This is a genomic window from Bacillus sp. FSL R7-0672 (assembly GCF_038601465.1).
In the GTDB taxonomy this organism is placed as follows: Bacteria; Bacillota; Bacilli; order Bacillales; family Bacillaceae; genus Bacillus; species Bacillus pumilus.
This window is the reverse complement of the sequence record NZ_CP152010.1, coordinates 3,330,237-3,355,121: the sequence shown is the minus strand read 5'-3', so window position 1 is coordinate 3,355,121 and position 24,885 is coordinate 3,330,237. Positions and strand designations below refer to the sequence as shown.

Annotated in this window: 22 protein-coding genes and 1 pseudogene; 18 read left to right on the top strand and 5 right to left on the bottom strand. The window is 41.1% G+C overall.

Annotated elements, in window-relative coordinates:
- Positions 1–32: 32 nt before the first annotated feature.
- Positions 33–350 carry a hypothetical protein gene (locus MKY18_RS17080; RefSeq protein WP_065097839.1) on the bottom strand — a complete coding sequence of 106 codons (318 nt, stop codon included), beginning with the start codon at positions 348–350 and terminating at the stop codon, positions 33–35.
- Between the two features lie 605 nt (positions 351–955).
- On the opposite strand from MKY18_RS17080, the gene MKY18_RS17075 reads away from it, so the two are divergent.
- Positions 956–2,106, top strand: a protein-coding gene (locus MKY18_RS17075; protein WP_185108217.1) for an IS3 family transposase whose coding sequence is annotated in 2 segments (ribosomal slippage) — positions 956–1,229 and positions 1,229–2,106 — 1,152 coding nt in all. Because the reading frame shifts where the segments join, the coding sequence is not laid out codon by codon here.
- A gap of 69 nt (positions 2,107–2,175) precedes the next feature.
- Here MKY18_RS17075 and MKY18_RS17070 read toward each other — a convergent pair.
- Positions 2,176–3,147, bottom strand: coding sequence for a S66 peptidase family protein (locus tag MKY18_RS17070; RefSeq protein WP_065097840.1), 972 nt, complete (start codon positions 3,145–3,147; stop codon positions 2,176–2,178).
- Between the two features lie 156 nt (positions 3,148–3,303).
- On the opposite strand from MKY18_RS17070, the gene cls (MKY18_RS17065) reads away from it, so the two are divergent.
- The 3 genes from cls (MKY18_RS17065) (at position 3,304) to MKY18_RS17055 (ending at position 7,698) form a co-directional block, all read left to right on the top strand.
- Positions 3,304–4,806, top strand: coding sequence for a cardiolipin synthase (cls, locus tag MKY18_RS17065; RefSeq protein ID WP_065097841.1), 1,503 nt, complete (start codon positions 3,304–3,306; stop codon positions 4,804–4,806).
- Between the two features lie 105 nt (positions 4,807–4,911).
- Positions 4,912–6,627, top strand: coding sequence for an ABC transporter ATP-binding protein (locus MKY18_RS17060; protein WP_106066376.1), 1,716 nt, complete (start codon positions 4,912–4,914; stop codon positions 6,625–6,627).
- Positions 6,628–6,699: 72 nt separating this feature from the next.
- Entirely contained in the window at positions 6,700–7,698 is a 999-nt protein-coding gene (locus MKY18_RS17055; protein ID WP_342497598.1) for a S66 peptidase family protein, read from the top strand.
- A 30-nt stretch (positions 7,699–7,728) separates the two neighbouring features.
- Here MKY18_RS17055 and MKY18_RS17050 read toward each other — a convergent pair whose 3' ends face one another.
- From MKY18_RS17050 to cls (MKY18_RS17040), 3 genes and pseudogenes are all read right to left on the bottom strand, one after another.
- Entirely contained in the window at positions 7,729–7,983 is a 255-nt protein-coding gene (locus tag MKY18_RS17050) for a general stress protein (RefSeq protein ID WP_113767816.1), read from the bottom strand.
- A gap of 73 nt (positions 7,984–8,056) precedes the next feature.
- Positions 8,057–9,015 (bottom strand): annotated as a pseudogene (gene uvsE / locus MKY18_RS17045) (UV DNA damage repair endonuclease UvsE).
- A 12-nt stretch (positions 9,016–9,027) separates the two neighbouring features.
- A complete protein-coding gene (cls, locus tag MKY18_RS17040; RefSeq protein ID WP_065097845.1) occupies positions 9,028–10,224 on the bottom strand; it encodes a cardiolipin synthase in 1,197 nt (398 codons plus the stop codon).
- 143 nt (positions 10,225–10,367) lie between these two features.
- Here cls (MKY18_RS17040) and MKY18_RS17035 point away from each other — a divergent pair, with 143 nt between their 5' ends.
- From MKY18_RS17035 to pyrG, 14 genes are all read left to right on the top strand, one after another.
- Positions 10,368–12,479, top strand: a complete 2,112-nt coding sequence (locus MKY18_RS17035; protein ID WP_342497597.1) for a heterodisulfide reductase-related iron-sulfur binding cluster — start codon at positions 10,368–10,370, stop codon at positions 12,477–12,479.
- A gap of 102 nt (positions 12,480–12,581) precedes the next feature.
- Positions 12,582–13,757, top strand: coding sequence for an acetyl-CoA C-acetyltransferase (locus tag MKY18_RS17030; protein WP_113767813.1), 1,176 nt, complete (start codon positions 12,582–12,584; stop codon positions 13,755–13,757).
- A gap of 19 nt (positions 13,758–13,776) precedes the next feature.
- Complete coding sequence (locus tag MKY18_RS17025) at positions 13,777–14,640, top strand: 3-hydroxybutyryl-CoA dehydrogenase (RefSeq protein ID WP_113767812.1); 864 nt, start codon at positions 13,777–13,779, stop codon at positions 14,638–14,640.
- A gap of 11 nt (positions 14,641–14,651) precedes the next feature.
- Positions 14,652–15,764, top strand: coding sequence for an acyl-CoA dehydrogenase family protein (locus tag MKY18_RS17020; protein WP_342497596.1), 1,113 nt, complete (start codon positions 14,652–14,654; stop codon positions 15,762–15,764).
- A gap of 16 nt (positions 15,765–15,780) precedes the next feature.
- The gene (locus MKY18_RS17015) at positions 15,781–16,923 is read left to right on the top strand and encodes an acyl-CoA dehydrogenase (protein WP_342497595.1); all 1,143 of its coding nucleotides are present in this window, start codon (positions 15,781–15,783) and stop codon (positions 16,921–16,923) included.
- A 346-nt stretch (positions 16,924–17,269) separates the two neighbouring features.
- Positions 17,270–17,461 carry a hypothetical protein gene (locus tag MKY18_RS17010; RefSeq protein WP_034620267.1) on the top strand — a complete coding sequence of 64 codons (192 nt, stop codon included), beginning with the start codon at positions 17,270–17,272 and terminating at the stop codon, positions 17,459–17,461.
- Positions 17,462–18,532: 1,071 nt separating this feature from the next.
- Positions 18,533–18,823 carry an uberolysin/carnocyclin family circular bacteriocin gene (locus MKY18_RS17005; RefSeq protein ID WP_003214902.1) on the top strand — a complete coding sequence of 97 codons (291 nt, stop codon included), beginning with the start codon at positions 18,533–18,535 and terminating at the stop codon, positions 18,821–18,823.
- A gap of 158 nt (positions 18,824–18,981) precedes the next feature.
- Positions 18,982–19,161 (top strand): hypothetical protein, encoded by a 180-nt coding sequence (locus tag MKY18_RS17000; RefSeq protein WP_126741250.1) that lies wholly within the window; start codon positions 18,982–18,984, stop codon positions 19,159–19,161.
- Between the two features lie 695 nt (positions 19,162–19,856).
- Positions 19,857–20,303 (top strand): hypothetical protein, encoded by a 447-nt coding sequence (locus tag MKY18_RS16995; protein ID WP_238153554.1) that lies wholly within the window; start codon positions 19,857–19,859, stop codon positions 20,301–20,303.
- A gap of 13 nt (positions 20,304–20,316) precedes the next feature.
- On the top strand, positions 20,317–20,847 hold the full coding sequence (locus MKY18_RS16990; protein WP_065097851.1) for a stage II sporulation protein M: 531 nt from the start codon (positions 20,317–20,319) through the stop codon (positions 20,845–20,847).
- Positions 20,848–20,877: 30 nt separating this feature from the next.
- Positions 20,878–21,492 (top strand): ATP-binding cassette domain-containing protein, encoded by a 615-nt coding sequence (locus MKY18_RS16985; RefSeq protein ID WP_058013461.1) that lies wholly within the window; start codon positions 20,878–20,880, stop codon positions 21,490–21,492.
- Positions 21,471–21,974, top strand: a complete 504-nt coding sequence (locus MKY18_RS16980) for a hypothetical protein (RefSeq protein ID WP_113767807.1) — start codon at positions 21,471–21,473, stop codon at positions 21,972–21,974. Before MKY18_RS16985 ends, MKY18_RS16980 begins: the two co-directional genes overlap by 22 nt.
- Positions 21,975–22,463: 489 nt before the next feature.
- The gene (rpoE, locus tag MKY18_RS16975) at positions 22,464–23,003 is read left to right on the top strand and encodes a DNA-directed RNA polymerase subunit delta (RefSeq protein ID WP_065097853.1); all 540 of its coding nucleotides are present in this window, start codon (positions 22,464–22,466) and stop codon (positions 23,001–23,003) included.
- Positions 23,004–23,241: 238 nt separating this feature from the next.
- The gene (gene pyrG, locus MKY18_RS16970) at positions 23,242–24,849 is read left to right on the top strand and encodes a CTP synthase (glutamine hydrolyzing) (RefSeq protein ID WP_185107712.1); all 1,608 of its coding nucleotides are present in this window, start codon (positions 23,242–23,244) and stop codon (positions 24,847–24,849) included.
- Positions 24,850–24,885: the final 36 nt, after the last annotated feature.

Below are 24,885 nucleotides of genomic sequence, written 5' to 3'. Positions count from 1 at the left end.
GCTCGGAACGAGAGTGGGTTTCTTCGTGTTTTTCATCCAGCTTTTAGATCACTTTTATTTCTCTGAAAAATCTCAATTTCATAATCCTCTAATGCTTGTTTAGGAAGTTTCTTTTCTAAGATAGATTGCAAACTTGTCATATCTTTTGAAGTATCGATGCCGATGGAAATTGTGGGATCTGTCTTGATCATTTGATAGTTAAACAATGCATGCTCTTCCCATAATGAGTCCAATACGTGGATGACCTTTTCATCTAATTCCTCTTCAGAAAGGGTGAGAGTTTTTGAAGTGAAGCTTAATCCAACAATACAAAGAGTAATAAAAAACAAACCAATCAAACGTTTTATCATTATATCTCCTTTATATAGTTAGTATATTCCTTAAATAGATCATAACATCCAATTGGGCTTGTTTGAATTGTTTAAAAGAAACCAGTTCATAAAGGGTCTTTTGAATTGATGATAATCAAACAAGGTTCCTTATAGTTATTTAAATGGCGCCATTCAGAATCTGTTAAATAAAAACATCCGCTATCTACTAGAGACAGCGGATGTTGAACATTACCCAAGCGTATTAATAATGTTAGAAATAGAATCGAATAATTGACTAAGTACATCAGAAAACATAGAGTGCATCCTCCCTTCGGTAAGCATGTAGTATGTGTGCGTTAATTAGAATTATCCAAGTGTATTAATAATGTTAGAGATAGAATCGAATAATTGGTTAAGTACATCAGAGAACATGTTTTTGCCTCCTCTCTTTTCTTTTTACATCTACTTAACGAAGGGGTTGGAGGGTTGGATCACTTTTTCTAAAAAATTTTTAAAAAAGATGGTGGCATAGAAAAAAGCACCACATATGGAACTGACCCCATAAGATGAGACAAATAAAAAACACCTTCAAGTTTGAAAATGGATCGTTGTGATCCGAAATAAAACATGGAGGTGTTTTTTCTATGGGGACAAGAGTGAGTTATCCGGTTGAAGTCAAACAGAAGGCTGTAGAAATGAGATTGGCAGGCGTACCTATGAAAGAGATCATGCAGAAATTGAATATCAAGAATAAGACGCAGGTTCAGACATGGGTGAGGTGGCATAAAGCTGGGGATACACACCGGTTCGAACAGCCTGTTGGAAAACAATATACCTATGGAAAGGGTCCCGAGTACTCTTCCGAATTAGAGAGACTGCAGGCAGAAAATCGCTATTTGAGTCAACAGAATGAAGTTTTAAAAAAGTACAACGAATTGGAAAGGAAGTTGATAAGGAAACGTCAATCAAACTGGTAGAAGAATTGTGCAAAACGATGACGGTACAGGACATCTGTGTCCATTTAGGCATCTTACGTACTTCGTATTATAGATGGAAAAAGGATCTGACTCAGAATCATTCTAAAAGACAACTAGAGAAACAGGTCGGCACGTTGTGCCGAAAGCACAAATATCGATATGGTTATCGAAAAATCACAGCTATACTAAAAAGGAGAATGCGTATTAACCATAAAACTGTTCAACGCATCATGCAGAAAAACCAGTGGCAATGCCGGGTTAAAATGAAAAAGCGTAAGAAGAATGGGCAGCCCTATGCCGTGGCCAGTAATATACTGGATCGGAACTTTCAGTCTGATCGCCCTCTTGAAAAACTAGTAACGGACATCACGTATTTGCCTTATGGACAGAAACAATTGTACCTTTCCAGTATATTGGATTTATATAATGGAGAAGTGATTGCTTTTACGATTGGTGATAAGCAGGACACAGACTTTATCTTAAACACACTTAATCAGCTCCCAGCACTGCCTGAGAATTGCGTGTTACATAGCGATCAAGGTTCTGTGTATACATCTTACGAGTATCAGAAAGCTGTTCATATAAAAGGCATTACCATGAGCATGTCCCGTAAAGGGACGCCCGCTGATAATGCCTCCATCGAATCGTTTCATTCCTCACTAAAGTCTGAAACGTTCTATCTTAACAGGATTGACCGCACTACGACCAGCATCGTAGAACGCACTGTCAAAGAATACATTTATTATTATAACAACATTCGTATTCAAACGAAACTAAACAACCAATCACCGATAAACTATCGGCAATTGGCTGTATAAAGGTGTTTTGATCCCTGTCTCAAAAACGGGGGTCAGTCCCTATTCGGGTGCTTTTTTAGCCTTTATTAGTTATGAATGAATGCGCAGCTTCACGTCTCCATCTTTACACGCTAGCTTTACATTTCCACCAATCGGTAAGGTGAAAACCGGCTGCGTATGTCCAATATCGACATCGTAAATCACTGGAATGTGTTTGAGCATTGGGTGCTTATCTAGAATGAATCTTAAATGTTCTTCTGTCATCTCGGATTTCTTCTGAAAGCGTCCGATGATCAGTCCTTTGATTGATTCTGCATGCTGCAAGAGGGATGTGAGGTCTCTGGCGAACATTTCAGGGAAAACCAAATCATCATCCTCCACAAATAAGATGGCATCCTTGATATGAGGCATAAACGACGTCCCTTGCAGTAAATTCAGTGTACAAAGGTTACCGCCATACAAGGTGCCTTCAGCTGTTCCTTCCTGATATATTCCCCATTTTGTCGGATGAAATTGCCTGTTCGCTTGATCAAGATACCACGCATCATCACTCCACTTTGTCGAAGGGATCACATCAAAAGACTCACCGTCATTCATCAAGCAGGCTTGAAACATAGCGGTCTGTTCCTCTTGTCCTTGCTCCATTTGGAAGCTGGAGAAATGAGGGCCTGAGTATGTCACCATCTCACATTTTGCAGTAATAGCGCTTGCGAGTGCGGTAATATCACTGTAGCCGCAAAGAACTTTAGGGTGCTGACGAATCAAGTCGTAATCAATATAAGGCAAGAGTTCATTGCAATTGAAGCCTCCAATGGCTGTCAAAATACCGTCGACTTCATCATCTGTGAACGCCTTATGCAAATCAGACAAGCGGTGTTCAATAGATGAAGAGGAATGAAGATCACATTCAAACGCGTGTTGTCCAAAAGAGACGGTGAAGCCTAACATCTCTAAACGCTTTTTTGCTTGAGCGATTCCTTCTTCTGATAAAATGCTGGCACTTCGGCTTGGGGCAATGACGCGAATATGGCTGCCCTTTTTTAAAGGAGAGGGTGTATACATAAACAAATCTTCCTTTCCATCACATATTTATCCATTATATCGGATCAAATGGTCCAAGTCTGTAAAAGCTAGAAGAAAGGCATAGGTCGTGCGTTTCATACAAGCTGTGCAAAGGGTATGGAAGAGAAAAGACAGAAACGAATGAGGGCGGAGAATGTGAAAAAGAGGAGACTGGAATTTTTATTTTTATATTTTATGATATTCGGGGCATATGTGGTGTATTGGTGGCCGGTTCCAGCGTGGAGTGTTCAGTTGTACGCAGCGGTTTATATCGCCATTATTTTATTTAGTATCATCTCACTCATGCTAGAGAACCGTACATCACAGCACACACTCTTATGGATGTATGTGCTAATCTTTTTCCCGATCATTGGCTATATGTTTTATTTGTTCTCAGGACAGCTCTATGTGAAAGGTCATTTATTCAAATCAAAGAGAATGTACAACCGTGAAAAACTACGCAGAATATCTGAGCTTGAGAGCAAGCCGGATGAATCGCGTCTAACCGAAAATCAGCGGACTTTTTTTCATTACACAGAAAAAGCAACAGGCATGCATGTGAACACAAATAGTGATATGGACATTTTAAAAAATGGGGAGGAGACGTTTCCCCGTATTTTTGAAGAATTAAAAAAGGCAAAATCGTTCATCCATATAGAATACTACATGTTCAAATCAGATTTCCTCGGGCACCGGATGATGGAGATTCTGATAGAAAAAGTGAAAGAAGGGGTAGAGGTTCGCTTCATCTATGATGCGGCTGGCAGCATTCGCTTCTCCCGAAAAGATATTAAACGCTTGAAGCAGGCAGGGGTCAAGGTCGCTCCATTTCTGCCTTTAAAATATGGTTTCTTTAATCAAAAATTCAATTTCCGAAATCACCGCAAAATCGTGATCATTGATGGGAAGACAGGATTTGTCGGCGGGTTAAATGTCGGAAAAGAATATGTCGGACGTGATGAAAATATCGGTTTTTGGCGTGATACGCATACCATGTTAAAGGGTGAGGCTGTCCAAACCCTTCACTCTGTTTTTATGCTCGACTGGGAGTATGTATCAGATGAAGTATTAATTGATGATCCGAAATATCATACGCCGCATCCTGTGACGGGAGAGGATGTCATTCAGGTTGTACCAACTGGACCCGATATGAAAGAAAGTATGAGTGATTTATATGATGCACTCATCTCAAATGCGAAACAATTTGTCTGGATTGCGACACCTTATTTTGTCCCTAATGAATCCCTTCGTACAGCATTGAAAATTGCTGCTACAAGAGGGGTGGATGTCCGGGTGATGGTACCGGAGATCAATGACGGCTTTCTCACACAATACGCCACACGATCCTATTTTTCTGAGCTTCTAAAAGAGGGCATCAAGGTGTATCACTATCAAAAGGGCTTCATGCATCAAAAAGTAATGATCGCAGATGGAGAACTTGCCTCTGTCGGCACTGCAAATGTGGATATGAGAAGCTTTCAGCTCAATTTTGAGGTCAATGTCTTTACAGCCGCGAAAAAGCCCATTGAGCAGCTGATGGCACACTATGAGGAGGATATGATGGAATGTGAGCAGATGGGACCTGTTCATTTTTATAAAAGAGGCTTAAAAGAACGGTTAAAGGAATCATTTGCTCGGTTGTTTTCTGGCGTTCTATGAGGATTTCTAGTCAAAGAAATCATTTCCTAATCTAGTATTTTGAAGAGGATTCCTCTATAATTGAAAATGATTATCAATTATAGAGGAAATGAGGTTCTTTTACATATGCTAAAACGCTTTTTCGCCTATTACAGGCCCTATCGAGGTCTGTTCTTTTTAGATTTCTTTTGCGCTGTCGCCGTTGGATTAATGGAACTGGGTTTCCCGCTTATCGTGAACTACTTTATTGATACATTGTTGCCAACAGGGAACTGGACAGTCATTGTCTGGACCGCATTTGCGCTGTTTGTCATTTATGCCCTCAGCTCGGTTATGCAATTTATTGTGTCGTATTGGGGCCATATGCTTGGCATCAATATTGAAACAGATATGAGGAAGAAGCTGTTTGATCACTTTCAGCGCCTATCCTTTAAATTCTTTGACAACAACAAAACGGGTAAGCTCATGTCACGGATGACAAACGACCTCATGTACATTGGAGAAGTGGCGCATCATGGTCCTGAAGATTTGTTTATAGCGATTATGACGATTCTTGGTGCCTTTGCAGTCATGCTGATGATTAACTGGCAGCTGGCCATTTTAACCTTCCTGATCATGCCGGTCATCATCTGGCTTGCCCTTCATTTTAATAAGAAAATGACGCATGCGATTACACAGCTGAACAATGACATTGGAGACTTTCATGCAAGGGTTGAAAACAATATCGGCGGCATTCGTCTTGTTCAAGCCTTTGCCAATGAACATTTCGAGAAAAAACGTTTTGCTGAAAACAACAACCGTTTTCGAAAGGCGAAGCTTCTTTCCTATAAAATTATGTCGGTCAATGGATCGATCAGTTACATTCTCACACGTCTTGTGACACTGTTTGTCCTTCTCGCAGGTACATGGTTTGTCCTGCAAGGTCAATTAACGGCAGGTGGCTTTATCGCGTTTGTTCTGATCACAAATGTTTTATTTAGACCGATTGATAAAATCAACACGGTCATTGAAATGTATCCGAAAGGCATTGCGGGCTTTAAAAGCTATGTCGATTTGCTAGAAACAGAGCCGGATGTGAAGGATACAGAGGGAGCACGTGATGTACACGGACTAAAAGGTGAAATTGAATATCGAAACGTAACATTTGGCTACGATGAACACAGTCATGTGCTGAATAATATCGATTTAAAGATTAAACAAGGAGAAACGGTTGCGTTTGTCGGGCCTTCAGGAGCGGGGAAATCAACCATTTGCAGTCTGCTGCCTCGCTTTTATGATGTGAATGAAGGGGAGATCACGATTGATGGTATAAGCACAAAGTCGATGACATTGTCTTCTTTAAGGCAGCAGATCGGTATTGTGCAGCAGGATGTCTTTTTATTCTCAGGCACCATTCGTGAAAACATTGCGTACGGCAACTTAGAAGCCAGCGATGCAGAGATTTGGGAGGCTGTAAGAAGTGCGCATTTAGAGGAACTCGTACAGCGTTTCCCAGAAGGGTTAAATACCGTCATAGGTGAGCGCGGCGTCAAACTGTCAGGCGGTCAAAAGCAGCGTCTGTCGATTGCGCGGATGTTCCTGAAAAACCCGTCCATTCTCATTCTAGATGAAGCCACGTCAGCACTTGATACAGAAACAGAAAAAGCCATACAGGATGCACTGAGTGAACTAGCTGTCGGCAGGACAACGCTCGTCATAGCCCACCGCCTTGCAACAATTAAACACGCCGATCGTATCATTGTCGTAACAGAGGAAGGCATTGAAGAACAAGGCCGCCACCAAGATTTAATTCAAATGGGCGGCGTATATAGCAGACTGCACGAAGCGCAGTTTGGTCATTAAAGATTAAGCCCTTTTGATAAGGGGCTTTTTTTGTTAGGATAGAAAAAACTCGTGTAGGAAGGATCTGATGGAATGAAGAGGCTTCGGCGATTACAAAAAGGCGATAAGATCGGTATTTTTTCACCTTCAAGTCCAGCATCAGCGACCTCGCCTCTTAGGTATGAGCGGGCGAAGAAGTGGCTTGAGCAAAAAGGTTTCATTGTGGTACCAGGATCATTAACAGGGAAAGAGGATCACTACCGTTCAGGTACAATTCAAGAACGAGCAGATGAGCTGAATGAGCTAATGGCTAGGGAAGACTTGGCGTGCGTCATGTCAATGATTGGCGGGACAAATTCAAATAGTTTGCTCCCTTATCTTGATTTTGAGCTGCTGAATCAACATCCGAAGATCATGATCGGTTATTCAGATGCGACAGCGATTCTTTTAGCCGCTTACGAAAGAACGGGACTGCCTGTATTCTACGGACCGGCGCTTGTCCCATCTTTTGGAGAGTTTGAACCGTTCGTCGCTTATACGTATCAGTCGTTCGAAGACATCCTGATGCATCCTCAACCCATTCCTTATCAGATCAAAAAACCACCTTTTTGGACGGATGAACGAATCAATTGGGAAGAAAAGACGCGTGATAAAGAGCAGCGTCCGAACGATTGGCTGTGCGTCATAGAAGGACGGGCAGAAGGCAGGTTGATCGGCGGGAACCTGAATGCAATGTACGGCATATGGGGCAGTGAGTTCATGCCAGCGATCCAAACAGGAGACATTCTCCTCATTGAAGATTGCATGAAAACCGCTTCGGTTGTAGAAAAAAACTTCTCTTTATTGAAAGTAAATGGAGTGTTTGAGCGAGTATCAGGTATTCTTTTGGGAAAACATGAGCTGTTTGATGATGAGGGAACGGGAAAAGAACCTTACGAGATTTTACTTGAGGTGCTTGGAGAGACAAAGAGACCGCTCATCGCAGATTTTGACTGTGCCCATACGCACCCGATGATTACGATGCCAATTGGGGCACAAGTGAAAATGGATGCAGCTTCAAAACAAGTGTGGTTGACGAAAGAGTGGATCTAACAAAAAGAGCGGCCTGAGGGCTGCTCCTTTTTATGAAACATGCTCTTTTTCAAAAGGCTGCAAGAGATCTTGCGCTTTTTTCCCCTCTACGACAATTAAGTAGTCAGACTCTAAATGAGTGAGCCTGAAGGTTTCAAGCTCTACGATGTTCTTGATGTTGCACATTGTTTTTTTAGAATACACATATAGACGATGTTGAGCCTGGTGGCATTTTTCATAAAGAGAAATAAGCTTATGTAAATTCAATGCTTTCGCAGCGATTTGGATTGAATAGATTTGAGACATCTTCATATCCTCCTGTTAATAACTTTCTCACAATAGCTTTGTTACCCCTGTTTGAACAGAGATAAACCTTTATCTATGATTTCCACTCAATGGTTCCTCCGCCGGTTCGCTTGTTGCCTCTTATCGCAGACAGCTCTTCGACAAGTCGGAGCAGTGCCTGATCCTTTAACTTCGCCTCAATCATAAAATCTACATCACGCCCATACGGTTTTAATGCATGAAAAAGCGGTAAGACAAAGGACATATCTACACCATCTGCATGACTGCGTATGGCTTTTTCTGATTTCGGTGAGGATAAATGGATTTTAGGCGGAATGCCAGTGCTCGTCCAAGTGTTGAACATTCTTGGCAGGATGTCTTCAAGCACGGCATCATCATCTTTATTGGCCACGTGATGATGATAATCAAAAACAAATGGAATACCGTGCTTTTCACATACATCAAGGGTTTCTAACGACGTATACGTTTTGTCATCATTCTCAAGCGTCATCCTCGCCTTGATATGCGCTGGTAGCTGTTTGATATTGTCATCAAAACGTTGAAGCGCCGAATCTTTATCACCGCACCGCCCACATGAATGTTCATATAGCCTTCCTTCACGAGCTTCATCGCCTCAAACATTTGATAATGGTACGTCATATCAATCACGGCATTTTCTGTGATTGAAGGCTTGGGGCTAGTAAACAAGGTGAATTGATTGGGGTGAAAGCTCACTCGCAGTTCATGCCGTTTCACCAACTCGCCAATTTCAAGAAACTCCTTTTGAAAAGGTGTCACAAAGTCCCAGCGTACCTCGGGATGGGTCGCAAGCGGGACGATCGAACTCGAAAAACGGTAAAGCGGGATATCATGGGCAATGGCAAAGTAAAGCGTTCTTAATGTATTCACGAGATTGGCCTTTGTTGTTCGTAATAAAGCCTCTTCTCTCTCTTCCTTTGAGAGCTTGCTGTATCTTGCAAAGGTCAGCGACTTGGCAGGAGAAGCCTCCCACAAGGTGACGGCATTGGATACATAACCGAATCGATAACGCATAGGTCAGCTCCTTTATAAAAAGTACGAGAACATGGCGCCAACCCATTCCAGCGGACGTGACAAAAGCGGACGCTGTGTCAATTTCTCCTCTGTCATAAGCTCAGACACTTCTATGTGCTCGCGAATTTTTTCTTCTACGTGTGCAGTAAAGTCGACATCATCAATGGCGACGTCAACTTCTTCGTTTAAAAACAAGCTGCGTTTATCAAAATTTGCCGTACTGATCATACAGCGTCTCTGGTCAATTAGAATGGCTTTCGCATGATAAAATCCTTTATAAAAACGATAAACAAGGCAGCCAGAGGCAATGAGGTCCTTCAAATAATGAAATCCAGCCTCTTTGACGAGTGGATGATCTGCTTTCATTGGGATGATGATTTCAACGGTGACGCCTCGCTTTCGTGCATCAAGCAGTGCACTCAGAAGAGGAGCAGATGGAATAAAGTAAGGCGTACAGATGATGATCTGTTTCCTCGCCTGCTGAATATCTTTGAGGAACAAAGCTTCTAAAGAAAAACCAGCAGTCGCGCGTGTTGTGCATTGTAGTGTTCCCGGTTCCAAAGCAGGAAAAACCTCATATTGCAGCTGATGAATGCCAGATGTCCGGTATAAATCATTCAAAAACACATGCTGGAGATCTGCGACAACTTGCCCTGTCATGCGCAAATGATAATCTTTCCAAATGCCAAACCGACCCTTTTTTCCAACATATTCATCACCAATATTAAAACCGCCAATATAGCCAATCTTTCCATCAATTACCGTGATTTTACGATGATTTCTCATGTTTAACCGATAAATCAAAAAAGGGAAACGAGGCTTATTTAAAAAGTAAAATTGGATGCCGCTTTTCTCCAGCATATCAATGGACTTTTGATCAAACGGATAGGACCCTAATCGATCGGTCAGTAAAAAGACTGAAACCCCTTGTTCAGCTTTTGTTTTCAAAGCTTGTAACACCCTTTGACCAATCTTGTCGTTCTTTACAATAAAGAACATCATATGAATAGAAGAAGAGGCGTGCTGAATATCGGTGATCAGCTGTTCAAAGAGTGGTTCGCCATCATGATAAAAGGCGGCATCACCGCTTGTTTGATCAAAAGATCGTTCAAAAGCGCGGGTGGAAAAATATTTCTTTCCCATATAAAGGTCTAACAATATGAGACAAACGATGACAATGAGTACGAGTAGGATGATCAATGCGATCATGAAGCTTCCTCCTTTTTTGCATATTTCAATAGTGTACCCAAACGTGTAAAAAATATTGACTGAATACTCATTCATTATTTATGATAGAGGTACAACATGGAAACGGAACAAAGTGGGTTTTGGGGAATGAAAGGGGGAGCAAGATGAATAGCCTTTTAATCATGAACATGATCGCATTTGCGGCGGTGACCGCTTACGCTGTGTATTTGTTTATTTATCTCATTCGAACACGAGCAGCGTACATTCGTCTTGGTAAAAAAGAAGAGTTCCAACAAGACGTGAAAAAACGCTTAGAGCGTGTTTGGGTCAATGTATTTGGGCAAAAGAAGCTGTTAAAGGACAAGAAGAGCGGCATCATTCATGTGCTGTTTTTCTACGGATTTATCCTTGTACAGTTCGGAGCCCTTGATTTTATTATGAAGGGACTCGTTCCAAGCAGCGGACTCCCTTTAGGTCCGCTTTACGGTGTCTTTACCTTTTTCCAAGAGGTAGTCACACTTCTCATTTTAGTAGCTGTTGTTTGGGCGTTCCATAGAAGGTATGTGGAGAAGCTTGTCCGTTTAAAGCGTGGCTTTAAATCCGGTCTAGTGCTTTTATTTATTGGCGGCTTGATGCTGACCGTTTTACTTGGGAACGGGATGAATATCATCTGGCATGGACACTCTTTATCACCAACGGAGCCAATCGCATCCAGTGTTGCTTTCTTGCTGGGCGGTATTTCACCTCTTGCGGCAACGGTCGTTTTTTATGTCACATGGTGGGTGCATCTCCTGATTTTGCTGACATTCTTAGTGTATGTCCCGCAGTCAAAGCATGCTCACCTCATTGCAGGACCGGTGAACGTATTTGCCAGCAGATTAGACCCGCCAGGCAAGCTGCAAAAAATTGATTTTGAAGATGAGACACAAGAGACCTTCGGTGTGGGAAAAATTGAAGACTTCCGTCAGTCACAGCTGATCGACCTTTACGCTTGTGTGGAATGCGGGCGCTGCACAAATATGTGCCCAGCAACAGGTACAGGGAAAATGCTGTCTCCAATGGATTTGATTTTAAGGCTAAGAGATCATTTAACCAATAAAGGGGCCGCCATTACATCAAAGACGCCTTGGGTTCCGCAGCTTGCCTTCAGGCAGACAACAGGAAATCAGCTGGCGCTTCAGGCGAGAGGAGCAGGTGCAGAGGAATCGGCTGCTAGCTCGATGTATCATCCTTCTCTTATTGGTGAAGTCATTACAGAGGAAGAAATTTGGGCATGTACGACGTGCCGAAACTGTGAAGACCAATGCCCTGTCATGAATGAACACGTCGACAAAATTATTGATATGCGTAGATATCTTGTGCTGACTGAAGGGAAAATGGATGCAGATGCACAGCGTGCTATGACAAGTATAGAGCGCCAAGGGAACCCGTGGGGATTGAACCGGAAAGAAAGAGAAAATTGGCGTGAACTGAGCGAAGATGTGCACGTGCCGACAGTAAAAGAGCTGAAAAAAGCAGACCAAACCTTCGATTATTTATTCTGGGTTGGTTCAATGGGGGCATACGACAATCGAAGCCAAAAGATTGCGCTTGCCTTTGCAAAGCTTCTCAACGAAGCAGGTGTGTCCTTTGCCATCCTAGGCAATAAAGAAAAAAACTCAGGTGATACACCAAGAAGGCTTGGAAACGAATTTTTATTCCAAGAGCTTGCCGCAAAAAACATTGAAGAATTCCAGAAAAACGGTGTCACAAAGATCGTTACGATTGATCCGCACGCCTACAATTTATTTAAAAATGAGTATCCAGACTTCGGGCTTGAGGCAGAAGTGTACCATCATACAGAATTACTGGCAGAGCTAGTGAAAGAAGGAAAAATAACGCCTGTACATGAAGTGAACGAGGTGATTACCTTCCACGACTCTTGCTACCTAGGCAGATATAACGAAGTGTATGATCCGCCGAGAGACATTTTAAAAGCCATCCCTGGTGTGACGCTGAGAGAAATGGAACGGCATCGTGAAACTGGTATGTGCTGCGGTGCAGGCGGGGGCTTAATGTGGATGGAAGAAGAGACGGGTACCCGGATTAATACTGCCCGAACGGAGCAGGCGTTACAAGTGCAGCCGTCCATCATTAGCTCAGGGTGTCCTTATTGCTTAACGATGCTGGGAGATGGGACGAAAGCGAAAGAAGTAGAAGAGCAGGTAGGTACATTTGATGTCGCAGAGCTTCTTGAAAAATCAGTGTTTGGCGAGGCTGGAAAGCAGGTTTCGTAAACAAAACAGGCCGATGAATAGAATGTTCATCGGCTTATAAATGGCGCTGTACATCTGCTGTTCAGATAATATGTAAGCGGTAACAAAAGGGAGGGGACATACATGAGTAAGACAGTCATTGTATCTGGAGCAAGAACACCATTTGGAAAACTAGGCGGTGCTTTCAGCGGGTTGACTGCCGCAGAACTAGGCGGAGTGGCAATCAAGGCTGCGCTGGAAAGAGTGCCGGGTTCACATCATGTGGATGAGGTCATCATGGGAAGTGTTTTGCAGGGAGGACAAGGTCAGCTTCCTTCAAGGCAAGCAGCAAGACATGCTGATCTTCCGTGGTCCGTTCCGACGCAAACCATCAATAAAGTCTGTGCATCAGGAATGCGCAGTGTGAGCACAGCAGATCAAATCATCCGAGCTGGAGATGCGGAGGTCATCGTAGCGGGCGGTATGGAATCCATGTCACACGCCCCTTATTTGCTAAAAAAAGCGCGATGGGGCTACAAAATGGGAGATGGTGCGGTACAAGATGCGATGATTTTAGATGGATTAACCTGTTCGTTTACAGGCGTTCATATGGGTGAGTATGGGAGCATGGCTGCGAAGGAGCTCGGTATCACGCGGGAAGAGCAAGACCTTTGGGCATTAAGAAGTCATGAACGAGCGATCGAAGCGCAGAAAAACGGCTTTTTTCAGCATGAAATCACTCCCGTCACCGTCAAGACAAAAACGGGAGAGCGGCTGATGACAGAAGATGAATCCCCGCGTCGTGATACGTCATATGAACGGCTGTCAAAACTCATGCCTGTTTTTGATCAAACGGGTACCATTACCGCTGGAAATGCACCAGGTGTCAATGATGGAGCAAGTGCGCTTCTTTTAATGAAAGACACATATGCAAAGCAGCATGACGTCAAGCCATTGGCAATCGTGCTTGGTCATACGCAGGTAGCTGTAGAGGCAAAGGATTTTCTCAAAACACCAGCCTTTGCTATCGAGAAAATTTTACAGAAAACAGGCAAGCGTCTAGAGGATATTGATCTATTTGAAATCAATGAGGCCTTCTCAGCTGTGGCGCTGGCATGTGAAAAAATAATCGGGCTTGACCGGCGGAAAATGAATATCAACGGTGGTGCAGTTGCGCTTGGTCATCCCATTGGGGCAAGCGGAACACGTATCATATTGACTTTGATTCATGCATTAAAACAAAGAGGCGGCGGTATTGGCATTGCGGCGATTTGCAGTGGAGGCGGTCAAGGAGATGCCATCATGATAAAGGTAGATTAAAAAGGAGGCGTTCATCGTCATGAGTACAGAAGAAACCGTCATGGTCGTTGGAGCTGGTCAAATGGGATCAGGCATTGCCCAAGTTTTTGCTCAGTCTGGCTACACAGTCCTGCTGCATGATGGATCTGAAAAGCAGATTCATCGAGCCATTTCCTTCATGACCAAACAACTGACGAAACGAGCAGAAAAAGGAAAGCTAGCCCATCAGGCAGTCCGAGATATTACACAGCGGCTTGCCGTATCTACAGATTTAAAGGACGTGCAGCAGGCTCATTTAGTGATTGAAGCTGTATCTGAACAAATGAGTGTGAAAAAACAAATCTTTGAAACACTCGATCAATTTGCAGAGGCGAAGACGATATTTGCAACAAACACATCCTCCTTGTCGATCACAGAATTAGCAGCTGTTACGGGGAGACCGGAGCAAGTGATTGGCATGCATTTTATGAATCCGGTGCCTGTCATGAAACTCGTTGAGGTCATTCGAGCGCTGCAAACGAGTGACGACACGTATCAACTCGTTTGTAAAACAGCAAAGAATTTAAACAAAACCCCAATTGAAGTGGAAGACTTCCCAGGGTTTGTATCAAACCGCATATTGATGCCAATGATCAATGAAGCTATTTACACCCTTTATGAAGGCGTGGCAGATGCAGAAAGTATTGACGGTGTCATGACGCTTGGAATGAATCACCCAATGGGGCCGCTTCGTCTCGCTGATTTCATCGGACTAGATACATGTTTATTTATTATGAATACCCTTCATGAGGGACTTGGGGATAGCAAATACCGACCTTGTCCTCTTTTGAAAAAATACGTGAATGCAGGCTGGCTGGGCAAAAAGACAAAGAGAGGTTTTTACACATACCACGACCACTCATAGGGGGAGTCAAAATGGATGTTTTGCTTACGGATCAACAGCGACTCTGGAGAGAACAGGCAGCAGAATTTGCAAGACAGCGTGTATTCCCTGAAGTGGAAGCCATGGAACAAGGTCAGTTCCCAAGAACACTTTTAGCAGAAATGGGACGACAAGGCTTTCTGGGGATTCCAATACCAGCTTCGTATCAAGGCTTAGGAGCAGATTTTACAACGTATATCATCGCCATTCATGAATTATCTAAAGTGAGTGCGACCATCGGTGTCATTGTGTCCGTTCATACATCTGTTGTGACGATGCCTATTTTGGCTTTTGGAACGAATGAGCAAAAAGAATCCTATGTTCCGCTGCTTGCATCCGGGCAGAAACTGGGAGCATTTTGCCTGACTGAACCGAAGGCAGGCTCAGATGCCTCCAATATTCAGTTAAGAGCAGAGCGGGCGGGCGACCATTATGTGTTAAATGGTACAAAAATGTTTATCACAAGCGGCGGGGAAGCAGAACTGTATCTTGTCTTTGCCGTGACAGATCCTGCTTCTGCGAAAAAAAATATATCGGCATTCATTGTCGAGAAAGATACACCCGGATTTACGATCGGAAAAGATGAGAAAAAGATGGGACTGCATGGGTCAAAAACCGTTACGCTTCATTTTGATGCTGTGCGGATTCCAAAACAGCAGCTGCTCGGTGCAGAAGGAGAGGGCTTTCACATAGCCATGTCTAGTTTAAATGCGGGGAGAATTGGTATCGCGGCTCAAAGCCTCGGTATAGCTGAAGCCGCATTAACTGAGGCAGTGACTTATTTAAAGCAGCACCCAGCAGGTCTAGAAACGACCATTCGGCTGGGTGATTTGGCAGCGAAGCTTGAAGCTGCCAAACTATTAGTCTATCAAGCGGCTTTTTATAAAGAGGCGAATCGTCCGGTGACAAAGGAAGCATCCATGGCAAAGCTATTTGCGTCAAAAACGGCGGTTGAGATCAGTACAGAAGCGATCCATTTACTCGGCATGGACGGTTATACGAATCGCTATCAAGCAGAACGTTACTTTCGTGATGCGAAAGTTTGTGAGATCTATGAAGGAACAAGTGAAATTCAAAGGCTGGTCATTTGTAAACAGCTAATATGAAACGAGGTGGCTCATGATGCAGTTTCAATTAAGTGATGAACATGAAATGATTCAAAAAATGGTGAGGGATTTTGCGGAAAATGAAGTAGAGCCAACAGCAGCAGAGCGGGACGAGACAGAAACGTATGATCCAGCTATTTTTCGCCAAATGGCGGAGCTCGGTTTAACGGGCATTCCTTGGCCGGAAGAGGTAGGCGGGATCGGTAGTGATTATTTAGCCTACGTCATCGCAGTGGAGGAGCTTTCAAGAGTGTGCGCCTCTACAGGCGTCACCCTCTCCGCCCACACCTCTCTCGCCTCGTGGCCTATCTATACTTTCGGAACAGATGAACAAAAAGAGACCTATTTAAAGCCGCTTGCAGAAGGACAGAAGGTAGGGGCATATGCACTCACTGAGAGCGGTTCGGGTTCAGATGCCGGCGGAATGAAGACAACGGCAGTAAAAGCAGGCAGTGAATACGTCCTGAACGGTGCGAAAATCTTTATTACAAATGGAGGCATTGCAGATTATTATATTGTGTTTGCTGTGACAGACCAAGAAGCTACATCTCGAAATACGACCGCCTTTATTGTAGAAAAAGAGACACCGGGCTTCTCTGTTGGCAAAAAGGAAAGCAAACTGGGCATTCGCTCATCGCCAACGACCGAAATTCGATTTGAAGATTGCCGGATTCATGAAAGAAACCGGCTCGGACAAGAAGGAGAAGGTTTTAAAATAGCTATGATGACCCTCGATGGCGGAAGAAACGGTATTGCTGCACAGGCTGTTGGGATTGCACAAGGCGCTCTTGATGCGGCAGTCGATTATGCGAAGGAGCGAAAGCAATTCGGCAAACCAATCATTCAGCATCAAGGAATTGCTTTTAAGCTCGCAGATATGGCAACCGCAATTGAAGCATCTAGGCTGCTCACTTATCAGGCAGCATGGCTCGAAACGAAAGGGCTCCCGTATGGAAAGGAATCAGCTATGTCCAAGCTCTTTGCTGGAGATACAGCCATGAAGGTAACAACAGAAGCCGTCCAAATCTTCGGCGGCTACGGGTATACAAAAGATTACCCAGTCGAACGATACATGCGTGATGCGAAAATCACCCAAATTTATGAAGGCACACAGGAAATCCAGCGCCTAGTCATCTCGCGCAAACTGCTAGATATGTAGAAACAAAGCAAAGACCACCTGATGTGAGGTGGTCTGTTTTGGTTCATGAAGCATTAATCACTAGCATCATCCAAAGTTTTTTTATTTTAGGATTGTAAAAGGATAGTGTCGGCAACAGGAAACAGCTTTAACGTATGAGTGATTTGTAACTGGTGAAGTAGTGAGTATTGGTACATGTGAATTCGCAATATACCTACTAAAGAATTAGACCTCAAGAATGATATAGCTATAACCCACATACAAGGTAATAGTCAGGTTTTCCTGAATTTAAGATGATTTCCAGTATCGATCCATATTATATTAGCATTATGTTAAAATTAAGAAAATAAAAATATGGGAGGTTATTATGACCACAACTACTACCATTTTAGCAATTGTGACTTTGGTGATATGGATCATGGTTTCCGCAGAACTTTCGAAGTCTTCAAAGAAAGATCACAATGAAAAAGAAAATAGCCGTAGAAAATTAATTGTTTTAATGCTTGCAGGCATCATATTGACCATAGCAGTAGTCATCTCATTACTTCAGAATCTCTAGCCTTAAAATAAACGATAAAAGTGTATCGTTATGAAAGCATATTTCAATGCTTGAGAACTAGATAACAAGTTCATCTCATTCACCAATGTGTTTAGACTTTGCAGAAATGTCAGGGTTCAGCCTCATTTCTAACGTGATGGTTATGATTCTGCCTACATAAAGGAGCAATGCTTTTTTTGCCCGAATATCTGGATCTAAAGAAAATACAGAAATGACTATACAGACGATTCATGCAAAAAGCAGCCATTATTTTTCATCATACGTTCAAAGATTTGAATAATGGGTATCTATTTTGATATCAAATCGAAGTCGAGACAACTCAATATGAGTGTCTCGATTTCTTTTGGAATTGAGGAAATTGATTCAATTTAACTAGGTAATTTAATCCATTTTCTTCTTTTTCGACTCCGATTTGTAGGGACTTATGTTGTGTTTTAGAGAATAGTATGTTTATCACATTTTCTAAATGTTACAATTTTTCAAAAGCTATGATAGGAACTGAAATGTATAAAGATACTGATATATTTCCAAAAATGAATCGCTCCCTAATACAGATACGGTTCTTCTCTCCTTAGGGTCAATGTGTATAACTTACTTCCCATTCCATTCATCATTTCTCTTGAATTCAAAATAAAATCAACTCTTTTTCCACATCTATAACATGATCTTTCAGTGATTTTTTGAACTTGGTCTCTGTCTTTAACGAAGGTGAGCTCCGATTGTTGAAGAATATCTCAGTAATAATCAAAGTACTACATGAAACGAGCATCTCTTAAAAAAATTCATCATAAAAGTTTACCTGTCTCTAAAAAGAAGGCATTGAAGATTTGAAACGAATTGATTTTTTGATAGTGTTTATCAGAAATTCTGACTAGATTTAAATGAATCAGAGCATTTTATGCTATTACATAAGTGCCCGGTAAAAATGGAAAATGAACGTAAATCCTGATAAAAACTGATTACAAATACCGTTAATTAAATAAATATTACAAATTTTCCAAAAAAATATTGAAATGTAATTTACTTCTTGCTAGACTAAAGAAGTAGTAAATAATCGAAGGAGGTCATATTATGACGAAAGCAACAGATTCTAAGTTTTATGCTTTATTATCGCTGTCACTTCTTGCGGTAACATTAGTAGCTTTAGTGATTGGTAATGGTTCTTTGATTGCAGCAAATCTGGGTGTTAGTACTGCAACTGCGGCAACAGTAGTGAATTTCTTAGATACTTGGTCCTCAGTAGCAACTGTCATTACAATCGTTGGTGTTTTCACTGGCGTAGGCACAATTAGTTCAGGTGTAGCTGCTGCTATCTTGGCTATTCTTAAAAAAGAAGGAAAAGCGAAAGCTGCTGCTTTTTAATCTAAAAAAAAATCATCTCAATCTTTATTGAGATGATTTTTTTTCAAAAGTGTATTGATATCAGATGAAACAACGTTCAATAGACAGGGACTTAAAAACTAATTTAACGTTTTATGCCCATCCGGCTTGTAATAAAACATTAATTAGGAGGAAATTTTATGATAAAAGCAAAAAATCTTGGCTCATTCTCACTATTGTTATTTGCAGATACAGTCGCATCTTTAGTCGTTGGAAATGGTTCAAAGATAGTAGCCAATCTAGGTGTTAGTACTGAGGCTGCCGCTGCTATTTTGTTTGTACTTAAAAAACAAGGAAAAGCCAAGGCTGCTGCTTTTTAAAATGACTTATGCATAAAACAAATAAACTATTTAAAATATATGATCAAAGTATAATGGGGTACCTCAATTATATTGGGATGATTCTTTTTTCTTTCATTGTGATGGTAGCGTTGATTTTCTATCGGGGTGAGATTCCCGGCACTTACCTAAACAGCTTTGTTTTTATTTCAATATACATTGTAGCTACAGCTAATATTAATCGTTGTGTATTACCGTATAGAAGACAGCAGCCAGGCGTGGTCTTTGTCTCTAAACAATTGTTGTTGAAACATTTATTCTTTACAATTAAAAAAGGATATTCAGTTCAATTACTTTTGGCTTGTTTCATTGCTTTAACCTTTTTGTTAGTAGAAAATCAATATTTCATTATGATACTAGCATTTATTGTCGTGATGCTTTCTTTTGCATCTCAATTATTGTCAGGTCTATTCAATATCATCAACAGAATACTCCTTTTGTTGCAATTTTGGTATATCATAACGTCCGTTTTTGAAGCAGTGATGATACTGCAAATAGTACAGTCTCTTCTTATTTACATTTACATAAGTAATTCTCATAGAATACCTTTGACAACTGGACTTTCCTTCCTAAAAAGTGCGAATAAGCAATATAGGTCTGGAAATATTCTGTATTTATTTTTGTCATATATCACTAGTAATAAAATATTGATCATTTTAATAGGTGCCTTAGTATCAATGCTTACTTATTTCGTCCAATCCTTTTTAACGAAAATAGAAAATTTGCCTGCGCTCATTTTAGTCTATATTAACTTTATTACGATCTTAGAAATCTTAATAGGGTCGAAAAAGGAAGAGATTGTGCTTGATAGGGCAAGAATCGAGACGTTGCAATCCTCTTTGATTGTGAGTCCGTACGAGAGATTTAAATCCAGTACGATATATTTACTATGTCTTGTACTGATTTTTGTCAGTGTGTGTGGAATAGTCGGAGTAATGATCAACACGTCCGATATCTCAATCATTCTTAAAAATACTTTATCGTTGCCTTTAATCATCTTTATTGGGGTCGTATATTTCAGAAAAACAGAACTATTAATCAACGATTATGAACATAAGTTATTGAAGCTGTCCTTGCCTATTTTATTACTCATATGCATTACTATTTTCACGATTACTTCATGAAAAGAGGAGGAAAATGATACATAAAAGATTGAAGTATTTTCTGTGGTACTACTCTATCTACTGTATATTGCTGATAGGTACAGGGATTTATCTAGGGAATATAGTCAACAAAGATTTATTTGAAGCCGCACCACCAACTTCGGGCCAGGAATTTATGTCTGTAGTCCTGACACATAACTTAACGAACTTTGCGATGTATTTACTGGGTTTCTTGTTGTCGCCGTTATTTCAAATAATGGATTTTGGAGGTTCGTCCTTCGTCATTACGATGGGTTTTAGAACGCTAGGAGCACAAGAAGCTTTAGGTAAACTAATTCCTCATGGGCTATTAGAATTTCCAAATATGTTGTTTTATCAAGGAATCAGCCAGTATGTGCTTTTCACACTAATTTATACGAAATCAATTAAAGCTGCTTTAGGTGTCATGAAAAAAATGATTCCTTATTATCTACTATCGTTAGTCATCCTAATAATAGCTGCTTTTATTGAAGGGTATGATTCTTTATTATTTTCTATCATGATCAATCATAGATGGTTTTATTGAAGACTCTATACGACAGAGAAGGGGATTCAAGTGGGATTAGAATTTGTAGAATGTACGAAGAAGTTCAAAAACAATACCATACTAGATAAAGTGAATTTTTCAATTCCAACAGGTCTCTTTCATTTAGTGGGGAGAAATGGTGCAGGTAAAAGCACTCTCCTTAAAATGATAGCTGGTTTAGATAAGAGATACTCTGGAGATATTGAGGCAAACAAAGAATCGACTCTTTATTTAAATGTGGATCCTATTGGCATTCACCCATTTACAATTAGAGAAAATCTAGAGATTCTGTGGAATACGTTTAAAATTGTGCCGACTGAAGAACAAATGGGGAAAGTGAATGAATTTTTCGATGGTAACCTAGATGGTTCGTATAGCAGAGCATCTACGGGTATGAAAGCGAAGGTAGGATTATCTTTATTATTCGTAAAAGATTGGGAAACCATTCTAATTGATGAAACCATGTCATCTCTAGATTCAGAAAGTATAGAGATGCTATCTGAGAGGCTAGTGAATCTCTCTATTAAAAAAATTTCAACCATCATATATGTTTCCCATAGCATGGTGAATAAACGCTTAAACGATCATTCAAGCATTGTGAGTATAGGGGATGGGAGGCTATTATGGAACAACGTCCAAGAATAACATCATTGATATCATTGGTCATTTTTATTATGGCCAATTATTATTTCGTTACTTTTGCTATTGAGTTGAATGGCTACATTTCGCAACTAGATGATTTAAGAGCTTTGTTAGAGGATATGTCCTATGAAACGATGCTGAATCTCATTGTTGTCATTACAACAATTCTAACCACCATCAGCCTATTAGTTCAGTATCTCATCGCAAAATTCCTATTAATCATCTTTGCTCCAGAGGTTAAGGGTCATCTGTTTTATGCTCTAATTCCTAAGATTATCATTATGTTTATTAATGTAATATGTATGGGGATCTTGCAAATACAAAGCTTATGGCTGTACCTCTTCACGGCACTCATAGGAGCAGTGTTGATCTTGTTCTTTTTTCAATACAAAAAAGCGAACTGGAAAGCTTCGATTCTCTTTGCGGCACCATTTATTATAGATGCTTTCATTTCCTTAGGAAAAGAAATAGTCGCTGTACTGTAATGAATAATAAATAGAGCATGAACTCTTGCGAAAAGAAGTAACGGTATTCGCATAAAAGTGAATTCAAGGTTACTTGAGAAAAAAGGTGTTATACAATTTTTTTCATTATAGGTACACGCCAACTGAACCCGTTGGTGTGTACCTTTTTATACGCTTTATAAAAAATGGACAATCACTTCGTTCGAATGATAGCCAAAATTTATTCATTCACCATTGCTGCCTGATTGTTCCCATTTTTTCGTTTGGAATGAATAAAACGGTTTACAAAATGCAGGCCGGACACAAAAGCTAGACCCATTTCACCTAAATGATGAACCATTAGTTGCTCCCCTTGAGAAAAAATCAAAAATTAACATGATTAAAGGTGGCATAAACTCCCCTAATTTGTTTATAATGAGAGGTATGGTTTGTCGTAAAAATAAGGGATAAACACTTATTATTTCACTGATAAATGGATACATACATGTAATAGAAAGGGAGTGTCTGACCTTGAGTTTGAAAGAATACTCACAGGAGCAGCTCAAGCACATGTCTTTAGTTGAACTTGCTTATGAAATTTTCAGAGACAGTAAAACACCGATTACGTTTTCCGAGTTAATAGATGAAATGGTCCGTTTACAAGGAATACAAAAATCTGATCTTGATGATCGCCTTGCTCAATTTTATACAGACTTAAATATAGATGGCCGCTTTATTTCGTTAGGTGATCAGAGATGGGGACTTCGCAGCTGGTATCCAGTTGATCAAGTCGAAGAAGAAGTTCAGCCAGCTGTGAAAACAAAAGCGAAAAAGAAAAAAACAAAAGCAGCTGTCGTTGAAGAAGACTTCGATGAAATTGAAGAGGAAGAGGAAATCGAAGAGCTTGAAGAAGAACTTGATCTTGTTGAAGACGACGATGATCTCGACCTAGACGATGATGAGGAAATCGAGGAAGATATAGAAGACTTCGACGAAGACGATGACGAAGATGATGATGGCTTAACAGAAATTGACGAAGACGATTTAGACGATAATAAGGAAGAGAAATAACCCTCACAAACCGGTCCTCAAAACAGGATAAAACCGTCTTGACTTTCGAGAGCGAACTATGTAGTATGTATTTTGGGCTCTCTAAAAAGAGTACGTAAAGATACGTTCATTTACGCTCCCTTTCATTTATTTGAAAGGGAGCTTTCTTATTTTTCAAGAGATTTAGGGATACACTCTAAAAAGGATGAAGCTGTGCATGTCTAGTCATGCAAGGGTAAAAAAGAGAGGAGCATACGAAATGACAAAGTATATTTTTGTAACAGGAGGAGTTGTTTCCTCACTTGGAAAAGGGATCACGGCTGCCTCGTTAGGCCGCCTTCTGAAAAATAGAGGGATGGATGTCACCATTCAAAAATTCGATCCATATATCAACGTAGACCCAGGGACGATGAGTCCATATCAGCACGGTGAGGTCTTCGTCACAGATGACGGTGCTGAAACAGACCTTGACTTAGGTCACTATGAGCGCTTCATTGATATTAACTTAAATAAGTACAGCAACGTTACAACTGGTAAAATCTACTCTACTGTTCTGAAGAAAGAGCGTCGCGGCGACTATCTAGGCGGAACTGTACAGGTTATTCCCCATATTACAAATGAAATCAAAGACCGCGTGTACCGTGCCGGAAAAGAAACAGGTGCAGATGTGGTCATTACAGAAATCGGAGGAACAGTAGGAGACATCGAATCCCTTCCTTTCCTTGAAGCGATTCGTCAAATGAAGAGTGACATTGGTCGTGAAAACGTGATGTACATTCATTGTACGCTTGTTCCTTACATCCGAGCAGCAGGTGAACTGAAAACAAAGCCAACACAGCACAGTGTAAAAGAACTTCGCAGCCTTGGTATTCAGCCAAACGTTATTGTGGTTAGAACTGAAATGCCAATGACCCAAGACATGAAGGACAAAATTGCGTTATTCTGTGATATTGATACAAAAGCTGTTATCGAATGTCAGGATGCAGACACGCTGTACTCTATTCCGCTTGATTTACAAAAACAAGGACTAGACAAGCTTGTATGTGAACATATGAAACTTGACTGTCAAGATGCAGACATGACGGAGTGGACAGCGCTAGTCGATAAAGTGCAAAACCTCTCAAAACAAGTCACAATTGGTTTAGTAGGAAAATATGTTGAACTGCAAGATGCCTACATTTCTGTCGTTGAATCACTTCGCCATGCTGGTTATGCATTTGATTCAGACGTTCAAATCAAATGGATCAATGCAGAAGAAGTGACAGCAGAAAATATGGCTGATTTCGCGCAAGATGTCGACGGCATCATCGTTCCTGGAGGCTTCGGAGACCGCGGAGTGGAAGGGAAAATCATTGCTACACAATATGCCCGTGAAAACAAAGTGCCTTTCTTTGGAATTTGCTTAGGAATGCAAGTTGCGTCAATCGAATATGCACGAAACGTACTAGGTCTTGAGGGAGCTCATTCAGCGGAAATTGATCCTGAAACAGCGTTCCCAATCATTGACCTTCTTCCAGAACAGAAGGATGTAGATGATCTAGGCGGAACACTTCGTCTTGGTCTGTATCCATGTAAATTAGATGAAGACTCCAAAGCATTTGCTGCATACAATGATGAAGTGGTCTACGAACGCCACCGCCATCGCTATGAGTTTAATAATGAATTCAGGCAGCAAATGGAAGCTGCAGGATTTGTCTTCTCTGGTACAAGCCCAGACGGACGTCTTGTTGAAATTATCGAGCTGAAGGATCATCCTTGGTTCCTTGCTTCTCAGTTCCACCCAGAATTCGTCTCAAGACCGACAAGACCTCAGCCATTATTTAGAGATTTCGTTGGTGCTTCACTGCAAGCATCTGAATCAAAATAAAACAAAAAAACTGCCGAGAATATCATCTTCTCGGCA